Raw genomic sequence first — 18,452 nt, forward strand, 5'->3', positions numbered from 1 at the left:
TGCTCTATGGCTGAGTCTTTTGATAGCAGCCACGCCGCGGTGGCGCTGGCGGATTTCTGGAAGATCCGCTTCAAGCGCGAACGACAGCTTCTCGGCGCGGTGACGTCGCTGCTCTCCAAGTACGGGAGCACGGTCGACACCGACGAGTTGCACCGGGCGTTTCTGCTCACGCTGATGGGCCACTTTGCGGTCGGCGATGCCGCACTCTACGTACCGTCGCCGGACGGACGCACGCTGGAGGCGGCGGCGGCGTACGGGCGAACCCGCGCATCCGCGTTGCCACGCCTCCCGCTCGACCAGCCCGTCATCGCCGGCTTTGCGGAGCGGCGCACGTCGGGGCTGGTGGACGCGCGCGCCGAGGAGGCGCACGCGGCAAATCCCGTGCTCGCGCTTGCGGGTACTTTCCATGTGGTGGCGCCACTCCAGTTGGAGAACAAGCTGGTGGGCATCGTCTTCCTGGGCCCCCGGCTCAACCGCCAACCCTACCTGCACCTGGATCTGAAGCTTCTGGACAGCCTGGCCGCGGTCTCCGCAACCACATTCAACAACGCCCTTCTCTACCGAAACGCGCGCCTTTCAGCCGAAGAGCTGAAAAAGCTGCTGGAAGTGCGTACCGACATCATCAGCCGCATCTCGCACGAGTTTCGCACGCCGCTTACCGTGCTGCGCGCGGGCCTGGATGCGCTCCCCGACGTGGAAAACGGGCCACGACAGTGGATGGCTGCGTCGGTCGAACGTCTCGAGCGGCTCATCGAGTCGCTCCTCGCTCTGAGCGAGCGGGAGGAAATCGATACCGGCGGCGTACACACCGATCCGCTGGTTGCCGTCCACCAGTCGGTGGGAACCATGAGCACCGCGGCCGCCGGGAAGAACATCACCCTGACCGTATCCTCCTCGGAAAGCGCCAGGACCGGCAGAGTGCAGGTGTCGCGCGAAACCCTGATGATCATCCTCGACGTGCTGCTCGACAATGCAATCACCTACTCGCCCGAGGGATCGGCTGTCACCGTTGAGGTGGATGTCACCGATACCCGCTTTGATCCGAATACGGATGGCGTCCAGCTCCCCGAATGGACGGAGTCCGCGCGGGGAATGATCGCCCGGTTTACAGACATCTCGGACGCGCTCGCGGTGGAGCCGTCCGGGGACGCGGCGCGTGTGCCGCCACCCGGCCGCGATGACCCGTCGCGCCGCTACGTCGTGATCCGCGTCCGGGACGAAGGAATCGGCATTCCCCAGGACGAGATTGCGCTCATGGCCGAACCGTTCCGCCAGGCAACGAACTGCCCGGATCGCGGCATCAAGGGCAAGGGCCTCGGTCTCGCGCTGGCCCAGCGCAGCGCCGTCGCCAATGGCGGCTTCCTGTGCTGTCGCAGCGTGCTGGGCGCGGGTACGACGTTCTCGCTTTTCCTCCCCGCCAGCTAGAAGTATATCCTGGGGCGCGCCCTGCCGCAGGCGCAGACCTCGACCGTGCACGCGTCCGACAACGAGCCGGACGTGTTTACGTACTTCAGCTTTGCGGGTGGTACGTGGTTCCCGCGCGTCAGCGACGACGGAACCGGGCTCGCGGGAACGAGCCGGGGCGAGATGGATAACGGCGTGCCCCCGGGGCTCGAGCAGTTGTTCACCTTCCGGGTGGACGGTGTGGTGGACGTGTACGGCCCCGTCGCCACCGAAGCGACCACCTGGGGCGGCGTCAAGGCAATGTACCGGTAGCGGGACGCGCGGCTAGTTGTTGGAGAGTTTCTTCAGGACGCCCTTGGCCACGCACTTCAGCGTGTCGAACACCCCGTCGCCCTTGACGGCCACGGCGGGAAAGCTGGGGAACTTTTCGGGGTTCAACTCCTGCTCGAGTTCGTCGAGTTCGATGACGTTGTCCATGTCGCGCTTGTTGTACTGGAGCACGAAGGGCACGTCGGCGAGGTTGAGTTTGTACTCCTCGAGATTCTCGTGGAGATTGTAGAGGCTTTCGATGTTGGCGTCGTAGCGCGCCTGCTGGGAGTCGGCCACGAACACGATGCCGTCCACGCCGCGCAGGATGAGCTTGCGCGACGCGTCGTAGTACACCTGGCCCGGAACCGTGTACAGGTGGAAACGGGTCTTGAACCCCTTCACCGTACCCAGCTCGAGCGGCAGGAAGTCGAAGAACAACGTGCGGTCCATCTCCGTGGCCAGGGTGATGAGCTTGCCCTTGGTGGAGGGATCGACCTTGTTATAGACGTACTGGATGTTGGTCGTCTTCCCGCAGAGACCCGGACCGTAGTAGACGATCTTGCAGTTGATCTCGCGGGACGAATAGTTGATGAGCGACATGCCGCCTCTTCCTCGCCTTGGTTCCCGTTAGTCCTTGAACAGTGAGTCGATCTCTTTATTCAGTTCGTCGGCGAAGCCGGCATCAAACTGCTTGAGGTCCTCGTTCTCGTATTCGAGTTTGTTGAACAGGCGGCTCAACACGGTGTCGAGGCTGTCGACGGCCTTCTTGACCCGCAGCCGCACCAGGCCCAGCGTGGTGCGCTTGTTGAAGAGCACCACCAGGATGATGTGCTGCGCCACGCGGGCGAGATACATGCTCTCGTCCACGCCCTGGTGATAGAGCGTGGAGAAGTCCTTCTCGCCGATCAGCTTGGCCAGCTGCGCGTTGGCTTCGAAGTCCGCCGCGCACAGCGAGGCGAAGCTCATAAGGTCGAACTCGGGCTCCATACCGACGCTCGCGATGAGCTGGCCGGTCTTGTCGATCAACAGAACACTCGTCGAGTTCGAATTCTCGATGAGCTCCTTGATGACCGAATTTATCGCCCAGTAGTCCTCTTCGTAGATGGTCCAGTCGGCACGTACCATGGTCGCTCCGGTGGTATAAGCGCCGCCGGCTCCCGTTCGTCCGGACCGTCCGGTCGTCAGGGGCTAGAGGGTCTCGCGGCGGTCGATGGCGCGGGCAAGCGTCGTATCGTCAACGAATTCAAGGGTCCCGCCCATTGGGAGACCTCTAGCAAGTCTCGTGACAGTACAACCGAAGGGGGATACGATCCGGGCGATGTAGAGGGCGGTGGCATCGCCTTCCACCGTAGGATTAGTAGCGACAATGAGTTCCCGCACCTGGCCGTCCCGCACCCGGGCCTCCAGGGCGCGCAGGGAAAGATCGTCCGGGCCCACCCCGTCGACCGGTGACAAGACTCCGTGCAGGACATGGTACAGACCCCGGTAGTGACGGGTCCGCTCCATGACGATCATGTCCTGGGGCTGTTCCACCACACAGATGAGGTCCTGGGACCGGGCCGGGTCTTTGCAAATTGCACACTGGTCGGACTCGGTGATGGCCCCGCAGGTGGCGCAGAACCGCACCCGGGTCTTGAGCTCGGACAGCAGTTCCGAGATGCGTTCGGCGTCCGTGCTCTCCGGTCGCAACAGGTACAGCGCCATGCGCAGCGCGGACTTGGTCCCGATGCCGGGCAGCCGCGCCAGCGACTTGACGAGCGCGTTGAGTGTCTCGGAACCGAGGTCCATCGGGCGGGCTTACATCAAGCCCGGGATCTTCATGCCGCCGGTGATCGCGGACATGCGTTCCCTGGCGAGGTCGGCGGCCTTCTGGTGGGCTTCGTTGACGGCGGCGAGGATGAGGTCCTCGAGCATTTCACGGTCGCCGTCCTTGAACACGTCGTCGCGGATGGAGAGCTTCAGGAGAACCTGCTTGCCGTTGACGCGCGCGGTCACGGCACCGCCGCCGCTGGCCGCCTCCACCTCTTCGTTCTCGAGTTCTGCTTCCAGCTTGGCCATTTTGGCCTGCATCTGCTGGGCCTGCTTGACCATCTTCATGAAGTCGGCCATGGGTTCCTTTCCACACTGTCCAACGTGGCTCGCGGGTCCGCTACGTGTTGTAACGAACGATCTCGCCGTCGAAGTCCTTGATGAGTCCCTGCACCACCGGGCGCTTGTCCTCGGTGACGTCGCGAATACGTTCCTCGGGAACCTTCTTGCCGGCCAGCGCCTCCTCGAGCTTGACGGCCTTCTCTTCTCCTTCGAGGAAGCACACGATCTCCGCGTCGACGCCGAAGTAGCGCTTGAACATGCCACCCACGAACTCAATGCCCTCGGGCCGCATGACCTGTTCGCGCTGCAGGCTGAAACCCTTCAGGAAGCGGATGTGCAGGCGGCCGCCCTCGAACGAATAGGGCCTTCCAGAAATCAGGCACACGCCGAGCGACACGCGCTTCTGGCGCACGAAGGTGACAAACCCTTCCCACAACTGCTGGATCTTGGCCAGGTCCAGGTCGCCCTCGAGGGGAACCGGTGAACCGGTCTCCGCCGGGCGGGCATCGTCTTCCGTGGTGTCTTCCGCGCTCGCGCGTGGCGCGCGGCGCGGGTTCGTCTGCAGGGCGGCCGGCGCCGCGCCGGGAGCCAGTGCGCTCGCGGAGCCACCGGCGGGGCGCGCTGCGGGCGATTCCTTGCCACGCCGCGGTCCGTCCCCGCCCCCATCACCACCCCCGCCGTCAAGCCGGGCGATCAGCGTGCGGATGTCGGTCTGCCGTTCGAGCAGCGACAGATCCACCAGCACGCTCTCCAGGAAGATGCGCGGGTCGGACATGGTGCGCAGCCGGCCCGAGGCGTTGCTCAGGCGCTCGACCACGGTGACGAGGTCCGCCAGCTCATAGCGATCGAGGCTCTTGCGCAGGTGATCGATTTCGCTCCGGGAGCGGAACAGCAGCGGCGAGAGGTCGCCGGGAACCGCGAGCAGCATCAGGTCGCGGTAGCCCTCCAGCAGCGCGGCCACCAGATCCTGCAGATCCACACCCTCGTTGACCGCCGCGTCCAGCAGTTGCAGCGCGGCGCCGGGATCCCCGCCGGCCATGCCGTCCACGAACGCGAGCACCTTCTCCTGGTCGATCAGGCCCAGGATGCCGCGCACCGCCTCCGCGGTGACATTGCCGCCCGAAGCGGTGACGCACTGGTCGAGCAGGCTGGTGCCGTCGCGCATGCTGCCGTCGGCCTTGCGCGCCAGCAGGCGCAGGCCGTCCTCGTCGTACTTGACCTTCTCCGCCTTGCAGATGTGCGCCAGGCGGGCGGCGATCTCCGCGTTCTCGAGGCGCTTGAAGTGGTGGCGCTGGCAGCGCGACTTGATGGTGTCGGGAATCTTCTGCGGCGCGGTGGTGGCAAAGATGAAGAACACGTGCGGCGGCGGCTCTTCCAGCGTCTTGAGCAGCGCGTTGAACGCGTGCGTGGAGAGCATGTGCACTTCGTCGATGATGTAGACCTTGTTGCGGCTCTGGCTGGGCGTGTAGCCGATGCTCTCCTGCAGTTCGCGCACCTCACCCACGCCGGTGTGCGAGGCGCCGTCGATCTCCATCACGTCCAGGTTGTTGCCCGCCACCACCGCCATGCACGACGCACACGTGTTGCACGGGTTTCCGTCCTTGAGGTTGTCGCAGTTGATGACGCGCGCGAGGATGCGCGCGGTGCTGGTCTTGCCGCAACCGCGCGGCCCGGAGAAGAGATAGGCGTGGGAGATGCGCCCCGTCTCCACCGCCTTCTTGAGGGTGCGGGTGATGTGCTCCTGCCCCACGACATCGTCGAAGGAGAGCGGGCGCCATTTGCGGGCAAGGACTTCGTAGCTCATGTTCGTCACCGGCTCGTGTTGTCTCCACCGGACCCGGTAAACACCGCGGCGGGAGTGGCGGCCAGGCTTGACCACGTCACATGATCCCGCCCACTTACCGCTGCTACCTTCCGGTCCTGACGGAGTTCATGGAGAACCATTGCGTGGGACCCGGCCGCCGCTCCCGCCCGCGGGAACACCGGCGGCTGCGTGTCCGGCACGCCGATCCCTCGCGGCACGGATAAGAGAGAAATGGTGGAGATGAGCGGGCTCGAACCGCCGACCTCCTCGTTGCGAACGAGGCGCTCTCCCAGCTGAGCTACATCCCCACCCGTTTCCGTCGCCGCGGACGGGCGTACTATATCGTGATCATCAAAATGGCGGAGAGAGAGGGATTCGAACCCTCGGAACGCTTGCGCGCTCAACGGTTTTCGAGACCGCCCCATTCAACCGCTCTGGCATCTCTCCGGGCGAATACTACCCCATCGGCCCGGAAAAAGGCAAGCGGCGCTGCGCCCCGGCGGGACGCCTAGATCTCCACCGGCACCGGCCGGTGATCCTCACCCACCGCCACCATGGTGAACTCCCCGGTGACGGCCTTCTCCCTTTCATCGCGATACCGCTGCTCCATCCACACGTCCACCCGCACGCGCACGCTGGTGCGTCCCAGGTGTTCCACCGTGCCCACCAGCTCGACGATGGCGCCGGCCGGAATGGGACGCTTGAAGTCGGTGCGGTCGAGCGACACCGTGACGAACGGGACGCGGCCGAAGCGCGTCGCCGCGATGAACGCCACCTCGTCCATCCACGCGAGCAGCGTTCCCCCGAAGAGCGTGTTGTGATGGTTCGTGATCCCGGGGGCGACCACCTTGGTGATCCGCGTCTGCGACGCGTCGATGCGCTTCTGCACGCGCGCGTAACGCCCGTCACTCTCCGCTTGCTTCTCCGCCATGTGCCGGCTCCTTTCCAATTCGCCTCAGGATGACGAGCTTCTGCTCGGCGCTCATCCAGCCCCATTCGGATACTTCGTCCAGGGTCCGGCCACAGCCGTCACACAGACCGGTCTCGGGATCGATCATGCACAGGTTGGTGCACGGGGATGGCGGGTGCGGAATGGCGGCCATGACGGGACAATATTAGGAACTTCGGCAGCGTTGCGCAAACCCCCGCGCCACTTCCGCGGCCAGTGCAAAGGAACGCTCGCAGGTCGCTTCGCTGGAACCAGCGAGGCCGCACGACGCCGTCACCAGCGACGCCCCGGCGATGCGCGCCGCGTCGGCGCCGTCCTCCCCCGCCGCCAGGCGCTCCGCAACGCCCCACCAGCGCGCCACCAGCTTCCCCGCATCCACCCCGGCCAGGTCGTCGCGCGTCGGTATCCATCCCCAGGCCACGCGCCCGCCGGCCGCCAGGTAGCGGCGTGCGCCGGGTGCCTCCCCCATGCTCTCGGCGCCGTGGAAGGCGTCAAAGGAATAGAGGTCGGGGGACACCGCGTCGAGAACATCGAACGGTATCTCGTCGCAGCAGTGCAGTCCCACCAGGACCCCGGGCTTGCGGATGCGAAGAACCACGGTGCGCAGGAGATCCACGATGGCGCCGGTGCGCTCCGGAGCGCGCCGCAACGCCATGCCCAGGTAGGCCTCGTCGAGCACGAGGATCGCCGAAGGCGCCAGCGCGAGCAACGTCTCGGCCTGCCAGGTGGCGACACGCACGACGTGGTCCGCAAGCACGGACAGCATGTCATCCCGCTCCGCGAGCGACACCCCGTCCAGGGTGACGGCGCAGGCGAGCGTCAGCGGACCCATGGTCTGGCCCTTGACGGCGCGCGCCTGCGGGAACGCACCACCCCGGAAGGCATCGAGAAAGGCGTAGAAACCGGCGGCGTTGGCCGGGTCCAGCTGCCCCGCCTCGCGCTGCAGGGAGGTCACGAACCTGTCCACGCGGTCGCACGGCAGTGTGTACACGTATTCGCCGCGTACCTGCGCGAGGTGCCGCAGCGCCGGCCCGAACGACTGCGGGAGCATCGCCTCGCGCGCGGACAGGCGGCGCAGCTGGGGCCAGAACGGAACCTCCGGGGCAACGCGGGCAACGAACTCGATGGCCCGCGCGGTATCCGTGTGGGGGACACTGCCCACGCCGGTGACCGCGCACGCGGCACGAAACCAGGCCCCGGTGTCGTTCGCTGCGGTCTGGGAGGTCTGCAATTTCATGGGTCAGAAGTCGAATGGCGGAGAGAGAGGGATTCGAACCCTCGGAACGCTTTCGCGCTCACACGATTTCCAGTCGTGCCGATTCAGCCACTCTCGCATCTCTCCGCCCGAAGTCCCTGGCGGCGCGCATCATCCGTCGCGCCGCTGTTCGAAGAACCGTTGCATCAACTCACGACAGCGGCCTTCCTCGACGCCGCCGATCACCACCGGCCGATGGAGCAGCCGTGGCTCGTTCTGGATGGCAAAGATACTCTCGCACGCACCGGTGCGCGGTTCGCGCGCTCCGAAGACCACCCGCGGGATCCGCGCCAGCAGCGCCGCACCGATGCACATCACGCACGGCTCGATGGTGCTGTACAGAACCGCGTTCTCGACCTCCCGGGCGCCCACCGCACCCACCGCGTCCCACAGCGCCACCACCTCAGCGTGCTCAAAGGGCTGTCCCGTGCGCACGGTCCGGTTGTGCCCGCGCCCCACCACGCGGCGCTCCAGGACGACCACCGCGCCCACGGGAACCTCGCCGGCGGCGTACGCGCGCTCCGCTTCCGCGAGCGCCTCCTCCATCCAGCGGACGTCCTGTGTCATCGAGAAAGATCCGGCCGCCGCGACACCGGCGTCAGCGCGCGGGCAGGCTGTTCGCGAGCGCCCTGGCGACCTTCGAGGCCACATCCTCGAACGGTGGCGCGCGATGCACCTTCCTGCCCAGGTCCGCGTACACCGCGCCCGAGCCGCTCGTCACCAGCGAGCGGTCCCCCGTTTCCGTGCGCGCGCCCTCTTCGTAGTCCTCGTCGATGGCCCGGAACAACGCCACCCCGTCCCGCGCGGACAAGATGGTGATGGTGGCCCCCACGTAGGTCGCCGGCGTCGTGTTCTCGGTGATGTCGGCCTCGTCCTTCTGCCACAGGTCGACCACTGGGATCAGGAACCCGTCGCACTGCAACTGGTGCGCCAGGTCGGTGATGAACGCAAGGTCCGGCTTTCCGGACACCGCAAAGGAGCGCAGAAATTTCTGGTAGCGCTCGTCCCACCCGTTCTGCCCCACCGCATACTCCACCGTGTTCGGCGCGATGAACTTGTAGTCCGTACGCAGGTCCAGCGCCGGCACCAGGAACTTCTCAACCGTGGCCGGCGCGACATTGTCCGGATCCTCGGTGCTGTGCAGCGACGTGGCACAGTTGAGCACCGCAATCTTCTCCACGTTCTCCGCGTTGTCCGCGTCCGTGAAGCGCGGGTCGACGTAGACCTCGATGGGGTGTTGCTGACCCCGGCACGACACCAGGGCAGCGAGCGCCAGCAGACTGCAGATCATTGCGCGTTTCATTACGACTCCTCGGGCGGCCAACCAGCGGAAACACCGCCGTTGCTCAGAACCACGTGAGCGTAGCCGTTCGACTCCACCGGTGTCAACCGAGCACGCAGCTTTTGACATCCGGGCGCCCGCGCGCGTACACTGACCCGGTGAATCCCGCCACGCGGTCCAAGTCCCCGCGCATGCTCCTCATGGGCGACGCCCGCCAGGTCCACCTGCGCCGCTGGGCCATGTACTTCATGGACGCTGGCTACGACGTGCTCACGCTTTCGCTGGAACCGGGAGACGGTTTTCCGGGTCCCTTCCGGCGCATTCGCGTGTGGGGGGGACTGCCCGACGCCGCCCGCTATCCGCTGGCGGCGCTGCGCGTGCGCCGAATCATCGGCGACTTCATCCCCGACGTGGTGAGCGCACACTTCGCCCCCAACTACGGATTGATCGCGGCGCTGGTGTGCAGGCGCCCGTGGGTGCTCAGTGCATGGGGCAGCGACGTGATGACCGATCCCGACAAGAGCCCCTTCCACCGTCGGCGGACGCAATTCGTTCTGAAGCGAGCGGCGTTCGTGACCTCGGACGCGCGCGTGCTCACCGAGCGCATCCTCTCCTTCGGAGTGGCCGAGGAACGAGTGCGCGAGTTTCCCTACGGGGTCGACACGGCCCTTTTTCGACCGAATCCGCAGCCGCAGGCGCGCGGCCCCCGCATCATCAGCAACCGCAAACTCGAGACCCTCTACGCGGTCGACACCGCGGTCGACGCCATGGCCGCGGTGCGCGAGGCCCTCCCGGACGCCACCCTGACCATCGCAGGCGACGGCCGCGAACGGCGGGCACTCGAACGGCGCGCGGCCTCGTCGCACGCCGCGGAGGCGATCTCGTTTGCAGGGCCGGTGGCGCACGCCGAAATGCCGGCGCTGCTGGCGGACCACCACATATATGTTTCCACGGCGCGATCGGACACCACCTCGGTGTCGCTGCTCGAGGCCATGGCGTGCGGCCTCTTCCCCGTCGTCACCGACATCCCCGCCAACCGCGAGTGGATCACCGACGGCGAAAACGGGCGCCTGGTGCCACCGGGAGAGGCGCTGCGGCTGGCGGTCGCGGTGGTGGATTCATGGCGTGATGCGGAACTCCGGGGGCGCGCCCGCGGTATCAATCTGCGTATCATCGATGAACGCGCGCGCTGGGACTGGTCCATGCGCCCGGCGCGACAGCTCTTCGACATGCTCGCGACCGACGTCGATTCTTGACGGATCTTGAATTCGAGGCAACAATACCCCCATGGTCAGAAAGATTGCATCCTTGGTGCTGCTCCTCGCCGCCGTGGCGGCCATCGCCGGTGCGATTCGCTGGCGGAGCGCAAGCGCACAGATCGGCGCACTCGACCGCGAGCGCAACGCCCTGCAGGCGCAACTCGACACCACGCGCAGCGAGCTGCGCCAGACCGGGTTGCGCTACCGGGGCTTTTTGAGCGGCATGGAGTCGATTCCCGATTCCATCCGCATGGCCCAGGCCGGCGCGACCATGCAGCAGACCAACCTGTACCGCAAGGCGATCACCACACTCGAGGGCGAGGAGCGCCGGCTGGCGCGTTCCATCGAAAAGACCGGGCGTGAAATCGCCGCGGCCCAGGCCCGGCGACGGAGCACAGCGCTGCCACTCGCAGTGGTCGCGGGGGCCCTCTTGCTCACCGGCGGCGGCCTGTTGGCGAGCGTGCGCCCGCGGCGCCTTGCGTCTTGACGCCGTTTCCCGGTTCCCACTATGCTAGGTCCGGTTTTCAAGTTCCCGGCCGCATCTTCTAGAAGGAGTAACGAATGACGTACGTCGTCACGGGCAACTGCCAGAAGTGCCGCTTCACCGATTGCGTCGTCGTCTGCCCGGTCGACTGTTTCCACGGCGACGATGAAATGCTCTACATCGACCCCGATTCGTGTATCGACTGCGACGCGTGTGCACCGGAGTGCCCCGTCGAGGCGATCTACCCGGAAGAGGATGTGCCGGACGACCAGAAGCAGTGGATCCAGGTGAACGCGGAACGCGCCGCCGGGCTACCCATCATCACCGACAAGCAGGACGCGCTGCCCACCGCCGAAACACGCAAGAAGGAACTCGGGTTCTAGGAACCCAGGGTTCCAACCGGAATGAAGAGGGGCCCCGGTCGAACGACCGGGGCCTCTTTTTTGTCCTTGTTGATCTCGGGCGCGCGCTGTCGCTTCGACGCGATTTCCGCAGCGCGGTTTCAAATGTTTCGCGCGAGGACCATGAGCGGAGAAGCGATAGCACGCGCCGCGGCCGGTTCAGCTCTGCTTCGGCTTGTCGCGCAGGAGGTCGCTGCGCTTCAGGTGCAGCGCATCGAAGCTCGCGCCCGAGATCACGTAGTACCACTTCGCGAAGCGATCGTTGAGCTCGTCGGCGCGACTCTGCCCCGCGTCGATGCGCGCCTGCCAGCGGTCGTGCTCCGCCTGGATGTCCTTCTGGCGGCGCTCCTCGAGCGTGAGCACGCTGTCCGCCTTGTTCTCGAAGGAGCGGCTGGACGGCCTTGCCGGCTCCGGGAACAGCGACGGGTCGAACGACGCCGAGATCATGAGATAGCGGTTCTCGCCCGCGAGCTGCGTCCCCGCCTGTGCGGCCGCCACTGCCGTCCCCACCGCCACCTCGCCAAAGCGCAGCGTGTACAGGACGCCATCCGCCGTGCGCGCCAGCACCTCGCCCTCGTTGGAGACCAGGCGACCGTCGCGCGCAAAATAGAACCCGTGCTCCTGCAGGGAGATCATGTCGGACTGGGTAATCGATACCCCGCCGCTCGCGCGCGACAACGACGCCGTGAGTCCCTCCGGCTTGGGGCGAACATCCTCGATGGCGAGTTCGTCGATGGTGCGCACGAGCGTGTTGATCTTGTAGCTGTCCGCCTCCTTGCCCGCCGGCACCTTCGCCATCTTCCACTCGTCCTCCTCGCGCGAGAGTGTAACCTCGTCGCGCATGTCCAGGCGGCCGGTGGACTCGTCGATGGAGTAGTCCTTGAGCACGAGACGGTCGATCTCGTCCTTGTCGATGAACATCAGGTCGGACTCGATCCAGTCCTTGAAGGTGGTCGAGACGTCCACGCTGACGCGCGAGCCGTACACGCGCTTCTCGTCCGGCACCCGCACCAGGCGGAATCCCTCCCGCCCCTCGAAGGCCTTGCCCAGGATGAGGTCCGCCAGCACCACACCGTTTTCGCCCTTGATGGTGATGCGCGTGCCGCGCCCCCCCGCACCCACGTGCCCGGCGTCGAGCGGGTCCACCACGCCGCACGCCTCGTAGTCGGCGGCGTTGTCGGTGCGGAAGTCGTCCTTGGTGATGCCGATCAGGCTCGCCGCGGTTCTGGCCAGCCGGTCCTTGCCGTCGGCGGGGTAGTCGTAGTGGGACGGAATGGTCCAGCGGCCGCCCTGGAACGTCACCTTGAACGGAACCGCGCCGCCGCTGTTCTCGTCCCACGACACCACTTCCAGTGTCGCCGCCGTGTTGGGGTCGGTGAAGTCGGGAAAGAACGTTTCTCCCTGGTCGAAGAACGCGTCCGGCATCTTCTGGCGCGGCGCAGTCACGAGGGCCAGCGCGGCCAGCAGCAGCGCCGCGCCCACCATGAACGCCGTCTTGCGCATCTCACCCATGGTTTGCATCCTCCATCCTATCCGCGCAACCGTCGCGACGCCGCGGCCCCTTCGTTCTCGCGGCGCCGGCGGCGCACAAAAATCGCGATGCCCAGCAGGAACACGGGAATCGGCGGCAGCAATCCGGCCAGCGTCTTGATGCCGCTCTGGATGCGCCGCACCTGCGACTCCATGTCCTCCTTGCTGCGCTCGACGCGCAGGTCGCGCTCCGCTTCGATCGTGGTGCGCTCGGCCTCGAAGCGCCGTGTCTCCGACTCCTGGAGGTTGCGCGCCATGATCTGCTTGGTGGTGGCGTCCAGGTCGGAACGCTCCTGCACCTCGGCCACGCGCTGGTCGAGCCGCTGCTGCGCCTCCATGAGCGCCGTCTGGGCATCCATCTGTGCCTGCTGTTCTTCCTGCGCGCGCTGTTCGGCGTAGGCGCGCGTGCGCGCCTCCACCGTGGTGAGCGTGCGGTGCTGCACGCGGCGGCGGCGCAGTTCGATGAACGAGTCGTCGCCCGCGAGCACGTCGATGCAGTTGAGAAAGAACGATACGTTGTCGAAGTCGAGGTTTTCGTAGCCGCGCCGCCGGATCTCAAAGAACTGGTCGGAGATGAAGTCGACATCGGCGACGAAGATCAGGTTGGCGCTCGTGGTGTCCCCCTCCACGACCGACTGCCCGCTCACCCGCGCCGCAACCACGTAATCGGCCGGCGTCGCGTAGCGCGGGCCCGGGTACTGCACCAGCCCGATGCCGAGGAAGCTCTTGTGGACCACCTGGCCGTAGTCGGTGGTGCCCGATGCCACGCTGGTCTTGACCAGCGGCTCGAGGTTGAAACGCGAATCCGACGTGGGCGATATGGAACCGGCGAACAGGAACACCAGCTCCTGCAACCCCATGGTGGCCGGGTCGGTTTCGTTGAGCGACTCGGCACTCCCGTTGCCGGGCCCGATGAAGATCACCTCGGGCGGCAGGCTGGAGAGATCGGGGTGCGGGTTATAGCGGTCCCACACGATCTGCTGCTTGTTCCACAGCACGCCGAACGCGCTCAGGAACGAGTTGATCCCGCCCTTGGGTTTGGGCTGCGGCCCGCGGTTGCGCATGAACGGATTCACGTTGGCCCCGCTCTCCTCGGAGGGCGAGAGACCCACGTCGAACACCGGCACCGGATCGTCGATGAGCAGGGCCGGGATGCCGCCGGCGATGCTCTGCTCCAGGTTCTGCATCTCCTCCTGCGACAGCGATGACGGCATCACCACCACCAGCGCGTCCACCGGCTCGGCGATGGGATCCTTGGGGTCGATCTGCAGCACGTCGTACTGCTTCTGAAGCTCCGCCACCACCGGCCACGGCGGCGAGGTCTGGAAGGTGTTGAAGTCCAGCCCGCCGAACAGACGCACCTGGGTGTTGACCACGCCGATGGTCTTGCGCTGCGCGCGCGCCACCACGCGGATGCTGCGCGCGATTTCGTATTCGGTGGGAAGGCCCCGGTCGAAGAAAGTGATGACGTCCTCGGCGGCACCGCAGGTGAACGCAACCCCCATGAACACCTTGCTCACGTTGGCCTGCGAACCGGCCAGTTCGGGGACGTCGACCGGATAGATGCCGAACTTGTCGCGCGCATCGCGCGCATCGTCGGAGTAGAGCTCGGTGTCGTGGACCACCACGTGCACCCGGTTGCCGCCCACCGCGTCGAACTCGCGCAGGAAGCCCAGCAGGTTCTCGCGGGTCTGCACGTAGGCGCGCGGAACATCCTTTGAGATGAAGGCCTGCACGAACACGGGCCGGTCTTCGGGAATCTCGCGGATGAGGCGCTTGCTCTCGCCGGACAGCGAGTGGAGCCGCTCGGCGGTGACGTCCAGGCGCGCGCCGGCGCGCGACAGCATGACGGCCACACTCACCAGTGCCAGCGCCAGTGCCACCGTGCGCAGCGCGTAGTGGAAACTCATGCGGTGCCCGTCGGCGGTGGGCGGCCAGTGCCGTTTCCCCACCAGGGCCACGTTCAGATACAGCATGACCGCCGCGATCCCCGCGAAGTACAGGATGCCGGAGAGACTCACCACGCCGCGCGCGAAGTCTCCGAAGGGCTCCCACACGGCAAAGCGGGCGCCCAGGTCGCCGGACGCGGAACCGAACACGCCCAGGATGGGCTCGGCATAGACGAGCAACGAACAGAATACCGCGCCCAGGATGAACGCAACGGTGACGTTGGCGCTCAGCAGCGATGCCAGCATGCCCACGGCAATGAAGGCCGCGCCGGCCAGCCAGTAGCCGAGGTAGTTGCCCAGCATCAGCCCCAGGTCGGGGCGGCCCAGCCAGAACAGGACGAAGAGGTTGCTCAGCGAGAGCAGCACCGCGGCGGCGTATACCCCCACGGTGGAGAAGTACTTGCCCAGCACCACCTCCAGATCGGTGGCGGGAAGCGTGAGCAGGAGTTCCTCGGTCCCCTGCTTGCGCTCCTCGGACCACACCCCCATGGTGATGGCGGGCACGAAGAAGAGCAGCAGGTACGGAAAGACCGCGTTCAGCTGCGACAGGTTCGCAAGGTTGTTCAGGAAGAAACGGTCCTGCCAGAAGGCGGCCGCCGCGCTCAGGAAGATGAAGAGCGTGATGAACACGTACCCCGTCGGATTGCTGAAATACAGGCGCAGATCGCGCCGCACGATCGCACGAACCACATTCCAGTTGATGCGCTTCATGTCAGCGCGACCTCCCCGCGCCCTTGCCGGTCAGCCGGTAGAACGTCTCCTCCAGAGATCCGCCTTCGCGCAACGCCGCCGGCGCGCCATCGAAGACGATCTTGCCTTCATTGATCAGGATCACCCGGTTCGCCACCGCCTCCACCTCCTGCAGGATGTGCGTCGAGATGAGCACCGTCTTGGTCCGCCCCAGCACGCGGATGTTCTCGCGGAAGTCGTGGATCTGGTTGGGATCGAGACCCGCGGTGGGTTCGTCCATGATGAGCACGGCCGGGTCGTGCAACAGTGCCTGCGCCAGCCCGACACGCTGCCGGTACCCGCGCGAAAGCTTGCCGATGGGCTTCTCCAGCACCTCGGCCAGCGCGCATTGCTCGCTGACCACGGCGATGCGTTCCAGCAGCCGGTCCGGGGCGAGTTCACGGGCCTGCCCAAAGAAGGTGAGCAACTCGATGGGGGTCATGTCGTTGTAGAGCGGCCCGTTTTCCGGCAGGTACCCCAGGTGGCGGGCCCCCTGCAGCCGCTCGACGGTCATGTCGAAGCCGGCCACCCGGGCGGTGCCCGCCGTGGCCCCCAGGTAGCCGGAGATGATCTTCATCGTGGTGGACTTGCCCGCCCCATTCGGCCCCAGAAAAGAGACGATCTGTCCCTCGGGGATCGAGAACGAGACGTCCTTGATGGCCACGAAGGGGCCATAGAACTTGGACAGCCCCGTGGCCTCGATCATGGTGCGACGCGCCGTTTCCGCCATGGCGATGCTCCTCGAAAAAGGTCCGATATAGACTGGGAACGGTATGCTTATACAAGGGCCACCCCGGGAAGTTCGCACGCATCGGCGCGGATCTCAGGATGGCCTCGGGGAACGACGGGGGTATGCTAGCGTCCCCCCGGGCGGGAGCGCAACCCCTTTTGTGGAAAGCCGCTAAGACGCCGGGAACACCGCTTTCGGAGCCATCCCCACCCCCGGCGCCCGCCACAGCGACAGCACCGGTCCGCGGTAGGAAAATCCCCCTGCGAGGGGGTCGGACGCCAGCAACAGAGGGGTGTCGAGGTCCAGGAACTCGATGCCGCCAACCCCCAGCACGAGCGCGTACGAGAATGCCATCGCCAGCCGGGTCTCCATCATCCCGCCGATCATGAGCCGCAGCCCGGCCCCGCGCACGGCCCGCGCGATAGCCAGGGTCTGCGTGAAACCCGACTTCATGATCTTGAGGTTGACGATATCCGCGGCCCCGGCGGCGATCACCCGCTCCGCGTCGGCCAGGCTGAAAACCGACTCGTCCGCGGCGATGGCCAGCGGGCTCGCGGCCCGCACCGCAGCCATCGCGTCCAGGTCGTCACGCGGCACCGGCTGTTCGATCATGGCGATGCGGGGTGCCAGCGGCGCCAGGGCAAGAGCGATCTCAACGGCCTGGGCGGCATCGAAGCCCTGGTTGGCATCGAGGATGAAGGACACGTCGGCGAAGCGCCGCGCCAGGCGTTCCACGCGGCGCACGTCGGCGTCGGCATCGCTGCCCACCTTGAGCTTGAACACGCGGAAGCCGCGGGCGTACCACGACGCGGCCAACGCATCGATACGCTCCTCGGACAGGATGGGCAGGGTGATGTCGGTGGTGCGTTCGCGCACGTCCGCCCCCCCCAGGAAATCGTAGAGTGTCACCCCGCGGGCGCGCGCGGCGGCGTCCACCAGCGCGCACTCCAGGCCCGCCCGCGCCGCGGGCTGCTCCGGGTACGCCGCCGCCAGCGCCGAGCCCACCGCCTCCCAGCGCGCGGCGTCTTCGCCGACGATGCCCGCACCCAGGCCACGGGCGGCCTCCGCGCTGCCGTCGCGCGTCTCGCCGGTGAGTGCCGCGAACGGCGCCACCTCACCGTAGCCGGCGGTGCCATCGGCGAGGGTGACCCGCAGGTACGCGCTCTGTGCCACGGAGAGGGCACCGCGTGAGATCACGAAGGGATCGGTGAGGGGGACGTCGACCGTTTGCACGTCGACGGAAACGACGCGGGTGGCGCTCAAGACTTGCGGAAGATGCGCCCGAACTCCTCGGCGAGCTCGAACGACGCGTCCACCGAGCGCGGGTTGCGCGAGTCGAGGTATTCGATGTTCACGCCCAGCCGGTCCGACGGGAAACCGATCTGCGTCGCGAACGAACTCAGCCGGTCCCACACGCCGATGAGGCAGGAGATGGAGGCCTCGCGCATGCTGCGCGCACCCTTGAGCATACGCTCCACGTCGCGCGGGATGAACACGCCCAGGGTTTTCTTCGCGAAGGTGATGTCCTCGGGCACCACGAAGGGAGAAAAGGTGAGAAAGATGCGCGGCAGGCGCTCGCGCGGCAGGCGCCGCACCAGGTCCAGCATCAGGCAGCACATCCATTCGCTTTCATAGAGGATCTGGGTGCTGAAGAAGCTGAAGCCGTTGCTGTCGATCTTGTGAAGGATGCGATCGATCTCGTCCTCGGAGGCGGGACGCGCCGTGAACTGTGCGCGGCGCGTGGGGATGATGATGCCGCCACAATTGAAGCCGCGCGCGGTGGCGATACGGGTGGCCTCCTCGATGGACATCGCCGCCGGACGCTGCGACTTCTCGCTGGAATCCGCGCCCACCACGAAGATGTCGTTGCAGCCAAGACTGCTGGCGCGCGTGAGCCAGCGCTCCAATTCGTCGGCGGAGCAGGACACGACCACCTTGTAGAGCGAGAGGGGTTTCTCGGTGAGTTCGCGCAGCCAGCGCGCAAACTCGTCGTTGGGAACCCGCTCACGCTCACGCTGAAACTCCCCTTCGTCCTGCAGGTCGGGCACGCTCACCGCGTGAAACGAGTTGTAGCAGGCGAAGCTCTGGCGCAGCACCGCATAGGCCTTCTCGCGGTCCGCCAGCGGCGGCGGGCACGCCTCCAGGATGACACGCACGTCGGCGATGCCGGGACGGGGTTGTGGGGTCTGGTTTCTTTCGTCGGTCATGGGACGTTTCAATATATAAGAAGGCCGCGGCGTCGCCAACTCGAGCGGGCCGCGGCGCATCCGGGCGGT

At 66.4% G+C, this 18,452-nt stretch carries 20 protein-coding genes, 3 tRNA genes and 1 other RNA gene; 5 read left to right on the forward strand and 19 right to left on the reverse strand.

The features are described from left to right. Positions 1-6 precede the first annotated feature (6 nt). A complete protein-coding gene (locus tag OEX18_08500; protein MDH4337303.1) occupies positions 7-1,425 on the forward strand; it encodes a HAMP domain-containing histidine kinase in 1,419 nt (472 codons plus the stop codon). A gap of 45 nt (positions 1,426-1,470) precedes the next feature. Further along, positions 1,471-1,716: a hypothetical protein gene (locus OEX18_08505; protein ID MDH4337304.1), complete on the forward strand. Its 246-nt coding sequence runs from the start codon at positions 1,471-1,473 to the stop codon at positions 1,714-1,716. A gap of 12 nt (positions 1,717-1,728) precedes the next feature. Here the strand turns inward: OEX18_08505 and OEX18_08510 are convergent, their stop codons facing one another. The 14 genes from OEX18_08510 to OEX18_08575 form a co-directional block, all read right to left on the reverse strand. Then, positions 1,729-2,313, reverse strand: a complete 585-nt coding sequence (locus tag OEX18_08510) for a GTPase domain-containing protein (GenBank protein ID MDH4337305.1) — start codon at positions 2,311-2,313, stop codon at positions 1,729-1,731. A 27-nt stretch (positions 2,314-2,340) separates the two neighbouring features. Further along, entirely contained in the window at positions 2,341-2,838 is a 498-nt protein-coding gene (locus OEX18_08515) for a roadblock/LC7 domain-containing protein (GenBank protein MDH4337306.1), read from the reverse strand. A gap of 63 nt (positions 2,839-2,901) precedes the next feature. After that, positions 2,902-3,501 carry a recombination mediator RecR gene (recR, locus tag OEX18_08520; GenBank protein MDH4337307.1) on the reverse strand — a complete coding sequence of 200 codons (600 nt, stop codon included), beginning with the start codon at positions 3,499-3,501 and terminating at the stop codon, positions 2,902-2,904. A gap of 9 nt (positions 3,502-3,510) precedes the next feature. Further along, positions 3,511-3,822 carry a YbaB/EbfC family nucleoid-associated protein gene (locus tag OEX18_08525; GenBank protein ID MDH4337308.1) on the reverse strand — a complete coding sequence of 104 codons (312 nt, stop codon included), beginning with the start codon at positions 3,820-3,822 and terminating at the stop codon, positions 3,511-3,513. A 40-nt stretch (positions 3,823-3,862) separates the two neighbouring features. After that, positions 3,863-5,608, reverse strand: a complete 1,746-nt coding sequence (dnaX, locus tag OEX18_08530; protein MDH4337309.1) for a DNA polymerase III subunit gamma/tau — start codon at positions 5,606-5,608, stop codon at positions 3,863-3,865. Positions 5,609-5,664: 56 nt separating this feature from the next. After that, an RNA gene (gene ffs, locus OEX18_08535) (signal recognition particle sRNA small type) lies at positions 5,665-5,764 on the reverse strand. Positions 5,765-5,840: 76 nt separating this feature from the next. Then, positions 5,841-5,916: transfer RNA gene (locus tag OEX18_08540), tRNA-Ala, on the reverse strand. A 49-nt stretch (positions 5,917-5,965) separates the two neighbouring features. After that, positions 5,966-6,055, reverse strand: a tRNA-Ser gene (locus OEX18_08545). A 61-nt stretch (positions 6,056-6,116) separates the two neighbouring features. After that, a complete protein-coding gene (locus OEX18_08550; protein ID MDH4337310.1) occupies positions 6,117-6,539 on the reverse strand; it encodes an acyl-CoA thioesterase in 423 nt (140 codons plus the stop codon). Further along, entirely contained in the window at positions 6,514-6,711 is a 198-nt protein-coding gene (locus OEX18_08555; GenBank protein MDH4337311.1) for a DUF1289 domain-containing protein, read from the reverse strand. Before OEX18_08555 ends, OEX18_08550 begins: the two co-directional genes overlap by 26 nt. Positions 6,712-6,723: 12 nt before the next feature. Beyond that, positions 6,724-7,794 (reverse strand): hypothetical protein, encoded by a 1,071-nt coding sequence (locus OEX18_08560; GenBank protein ID MDH4337312.1) that lies wholly within the window; start codon positions 7,792-7,794, stop codon positions 6,724-6,726. Between the two features lie 15 nt (positions 7,795-7,809). Further along, positions 7,810-7,899, reverse strand: a tRNA-Ser gene (locus OEX18_08565). Between the two features lie 24 nt (positions 7,900-7,923). Beyond that, positions 7,924-8,379, reverse strand: a complete 456-nt coding sequence (locus OEX18_08570) for a nucleoside deaminase (protein MDH4337313.1) — start codon at positions 8,377-8,379, stop codon at positions 7,924-7,926. Positions 8,380-8,410: 31 nt separating this feature from the next. Then, positions 8,411-9,115 (reverse strand): hypothetical protein, encoded by a 705-nt coding sequence (locus OEX18_08575; GenBank protein MDH4337314.1) that lies wholly within the window; start codon positions 9,113-9,115, stop codon positions 8,411-8,413. 179 nt (positions 9,116-9,294) lie between these two features. Here OEX18_08575 and OEX18_08580 point away from each other — a divergent pair, with 179 nt between their 5' ends. The 3 genes from OEX18_08580 (at position 9,295) to OEX18_08590 (ending at position 11,220) form a co-directional block, all read left to right on the forward strand. After that, entirely contained in the window at positions 9,295-10,350 is a 1,056-nt protein-coding gene (locus OEX18_08580) for a glycosyltransferase (protein MDH4337315.1), read from the forward strand. 31 nt (positions 10,351-10,381) lie between these two features. Continuing rightward, positions 10,382-10,840, forward strand: a complete 459-nt coding sequence (locus tag OEX18_08585; GenBank protein MDH4337316.1) for a hypothetical protein — start codon at positions 10,382-10,384, stop codon at positions 10,838-10,840. Positions 10,841-10,914: 74 nt separating this feature from the next. Continuing rightward, complete coding sequence (locus OEX18_08590; GenBank protein ID MDH4337317.1) at positions 10,915-11,220, forward strand: ferredoxin family protein; 306 nt, start codon at positions 10,915-10,917, stop codon at positions 11,218-11,220. Between the two features lie 177 nt (positions 11,221-11,397). Here OEX18_08590 and OEX18_08595 read toward each other — a convergent pair whose 3' ends face one another. From OEX18_08595 to OEX18_08615, 5 genes are all read right to left on the reverse strand, one after another. Beyond that, positions 11,398-12,759, reverse strand: a complete 1,362-nt coding sequence (locus OEX18_08595) for a DUF4340 domain-containing protein (protein ID MDH4337318.1) — start codon at positions 12,757-12,759, stop codon at positions 11,398-11,400. Positions 12,760-12,767: 8 nt separating this feature from the next. Then, positions 12,768-15,428 carry a Gldg family protein gene (locus OEX18_08600; GenBank protein ID MDH4337319.1) on the reverse strand — a complete coding sequence of 887 codons (2,661 nt, stop codon included), beginning with the start codon at positions 15,426-15,428 and terminating at the stop codon, positions 12,768-12,770. A 1-nt stretch (position 15,429) separates the two neighbouring features. After that, positions 15,430-16,176 (reverse strand): ATP-binding cassette domain-containing protein, encoded by a 747-nt coding sequence (locus OEX18_08605; protein ID MDH4337320.1) that lies wholly within the window; start codon positions 16,174-16,176, stop codon positions 15,430-15,432. A gap of 171 nt (positions 16,177-16,347) precedes the next feature. Then, on the reverse strand, positions 16,348-17,439 hold the full coding sequence (locus tag OEX18_08610) for a dipeptide epimerase (protein MDH4337321.1): 1,092 nt from the start codon (positions 17,437-17,439) through the stop codon (positions 16,348-16,350). Then, positions 17,436-18,383 carry a hypothetical protein gene (locus OEX18_08615; protein ID MDH4337322.1) on the reverse strand — a complete coding sequence of 316 codons (948 nt, stop codon included), beginning with the start codon at positions 18,381-18,383 and terminating at the stop codon, positions 17,436-17,438. The genes OEX18_08610 and OEX18_08615 overlap by 4 nt, the downstream gene beginning before the upstream one ends. Between the last annotated feature and the right edge of the window lie 69 nt (positions 18,384-18,452).

The organism is Candidatus Krumholzibacteriia bacterium, from assembly GCA_029865265.1.
GTDB lineage: Bacteria > Krumholzibacteriota > Krumholzibacteriia > WVZY01 > JAKEHA01 > JAKEHA01.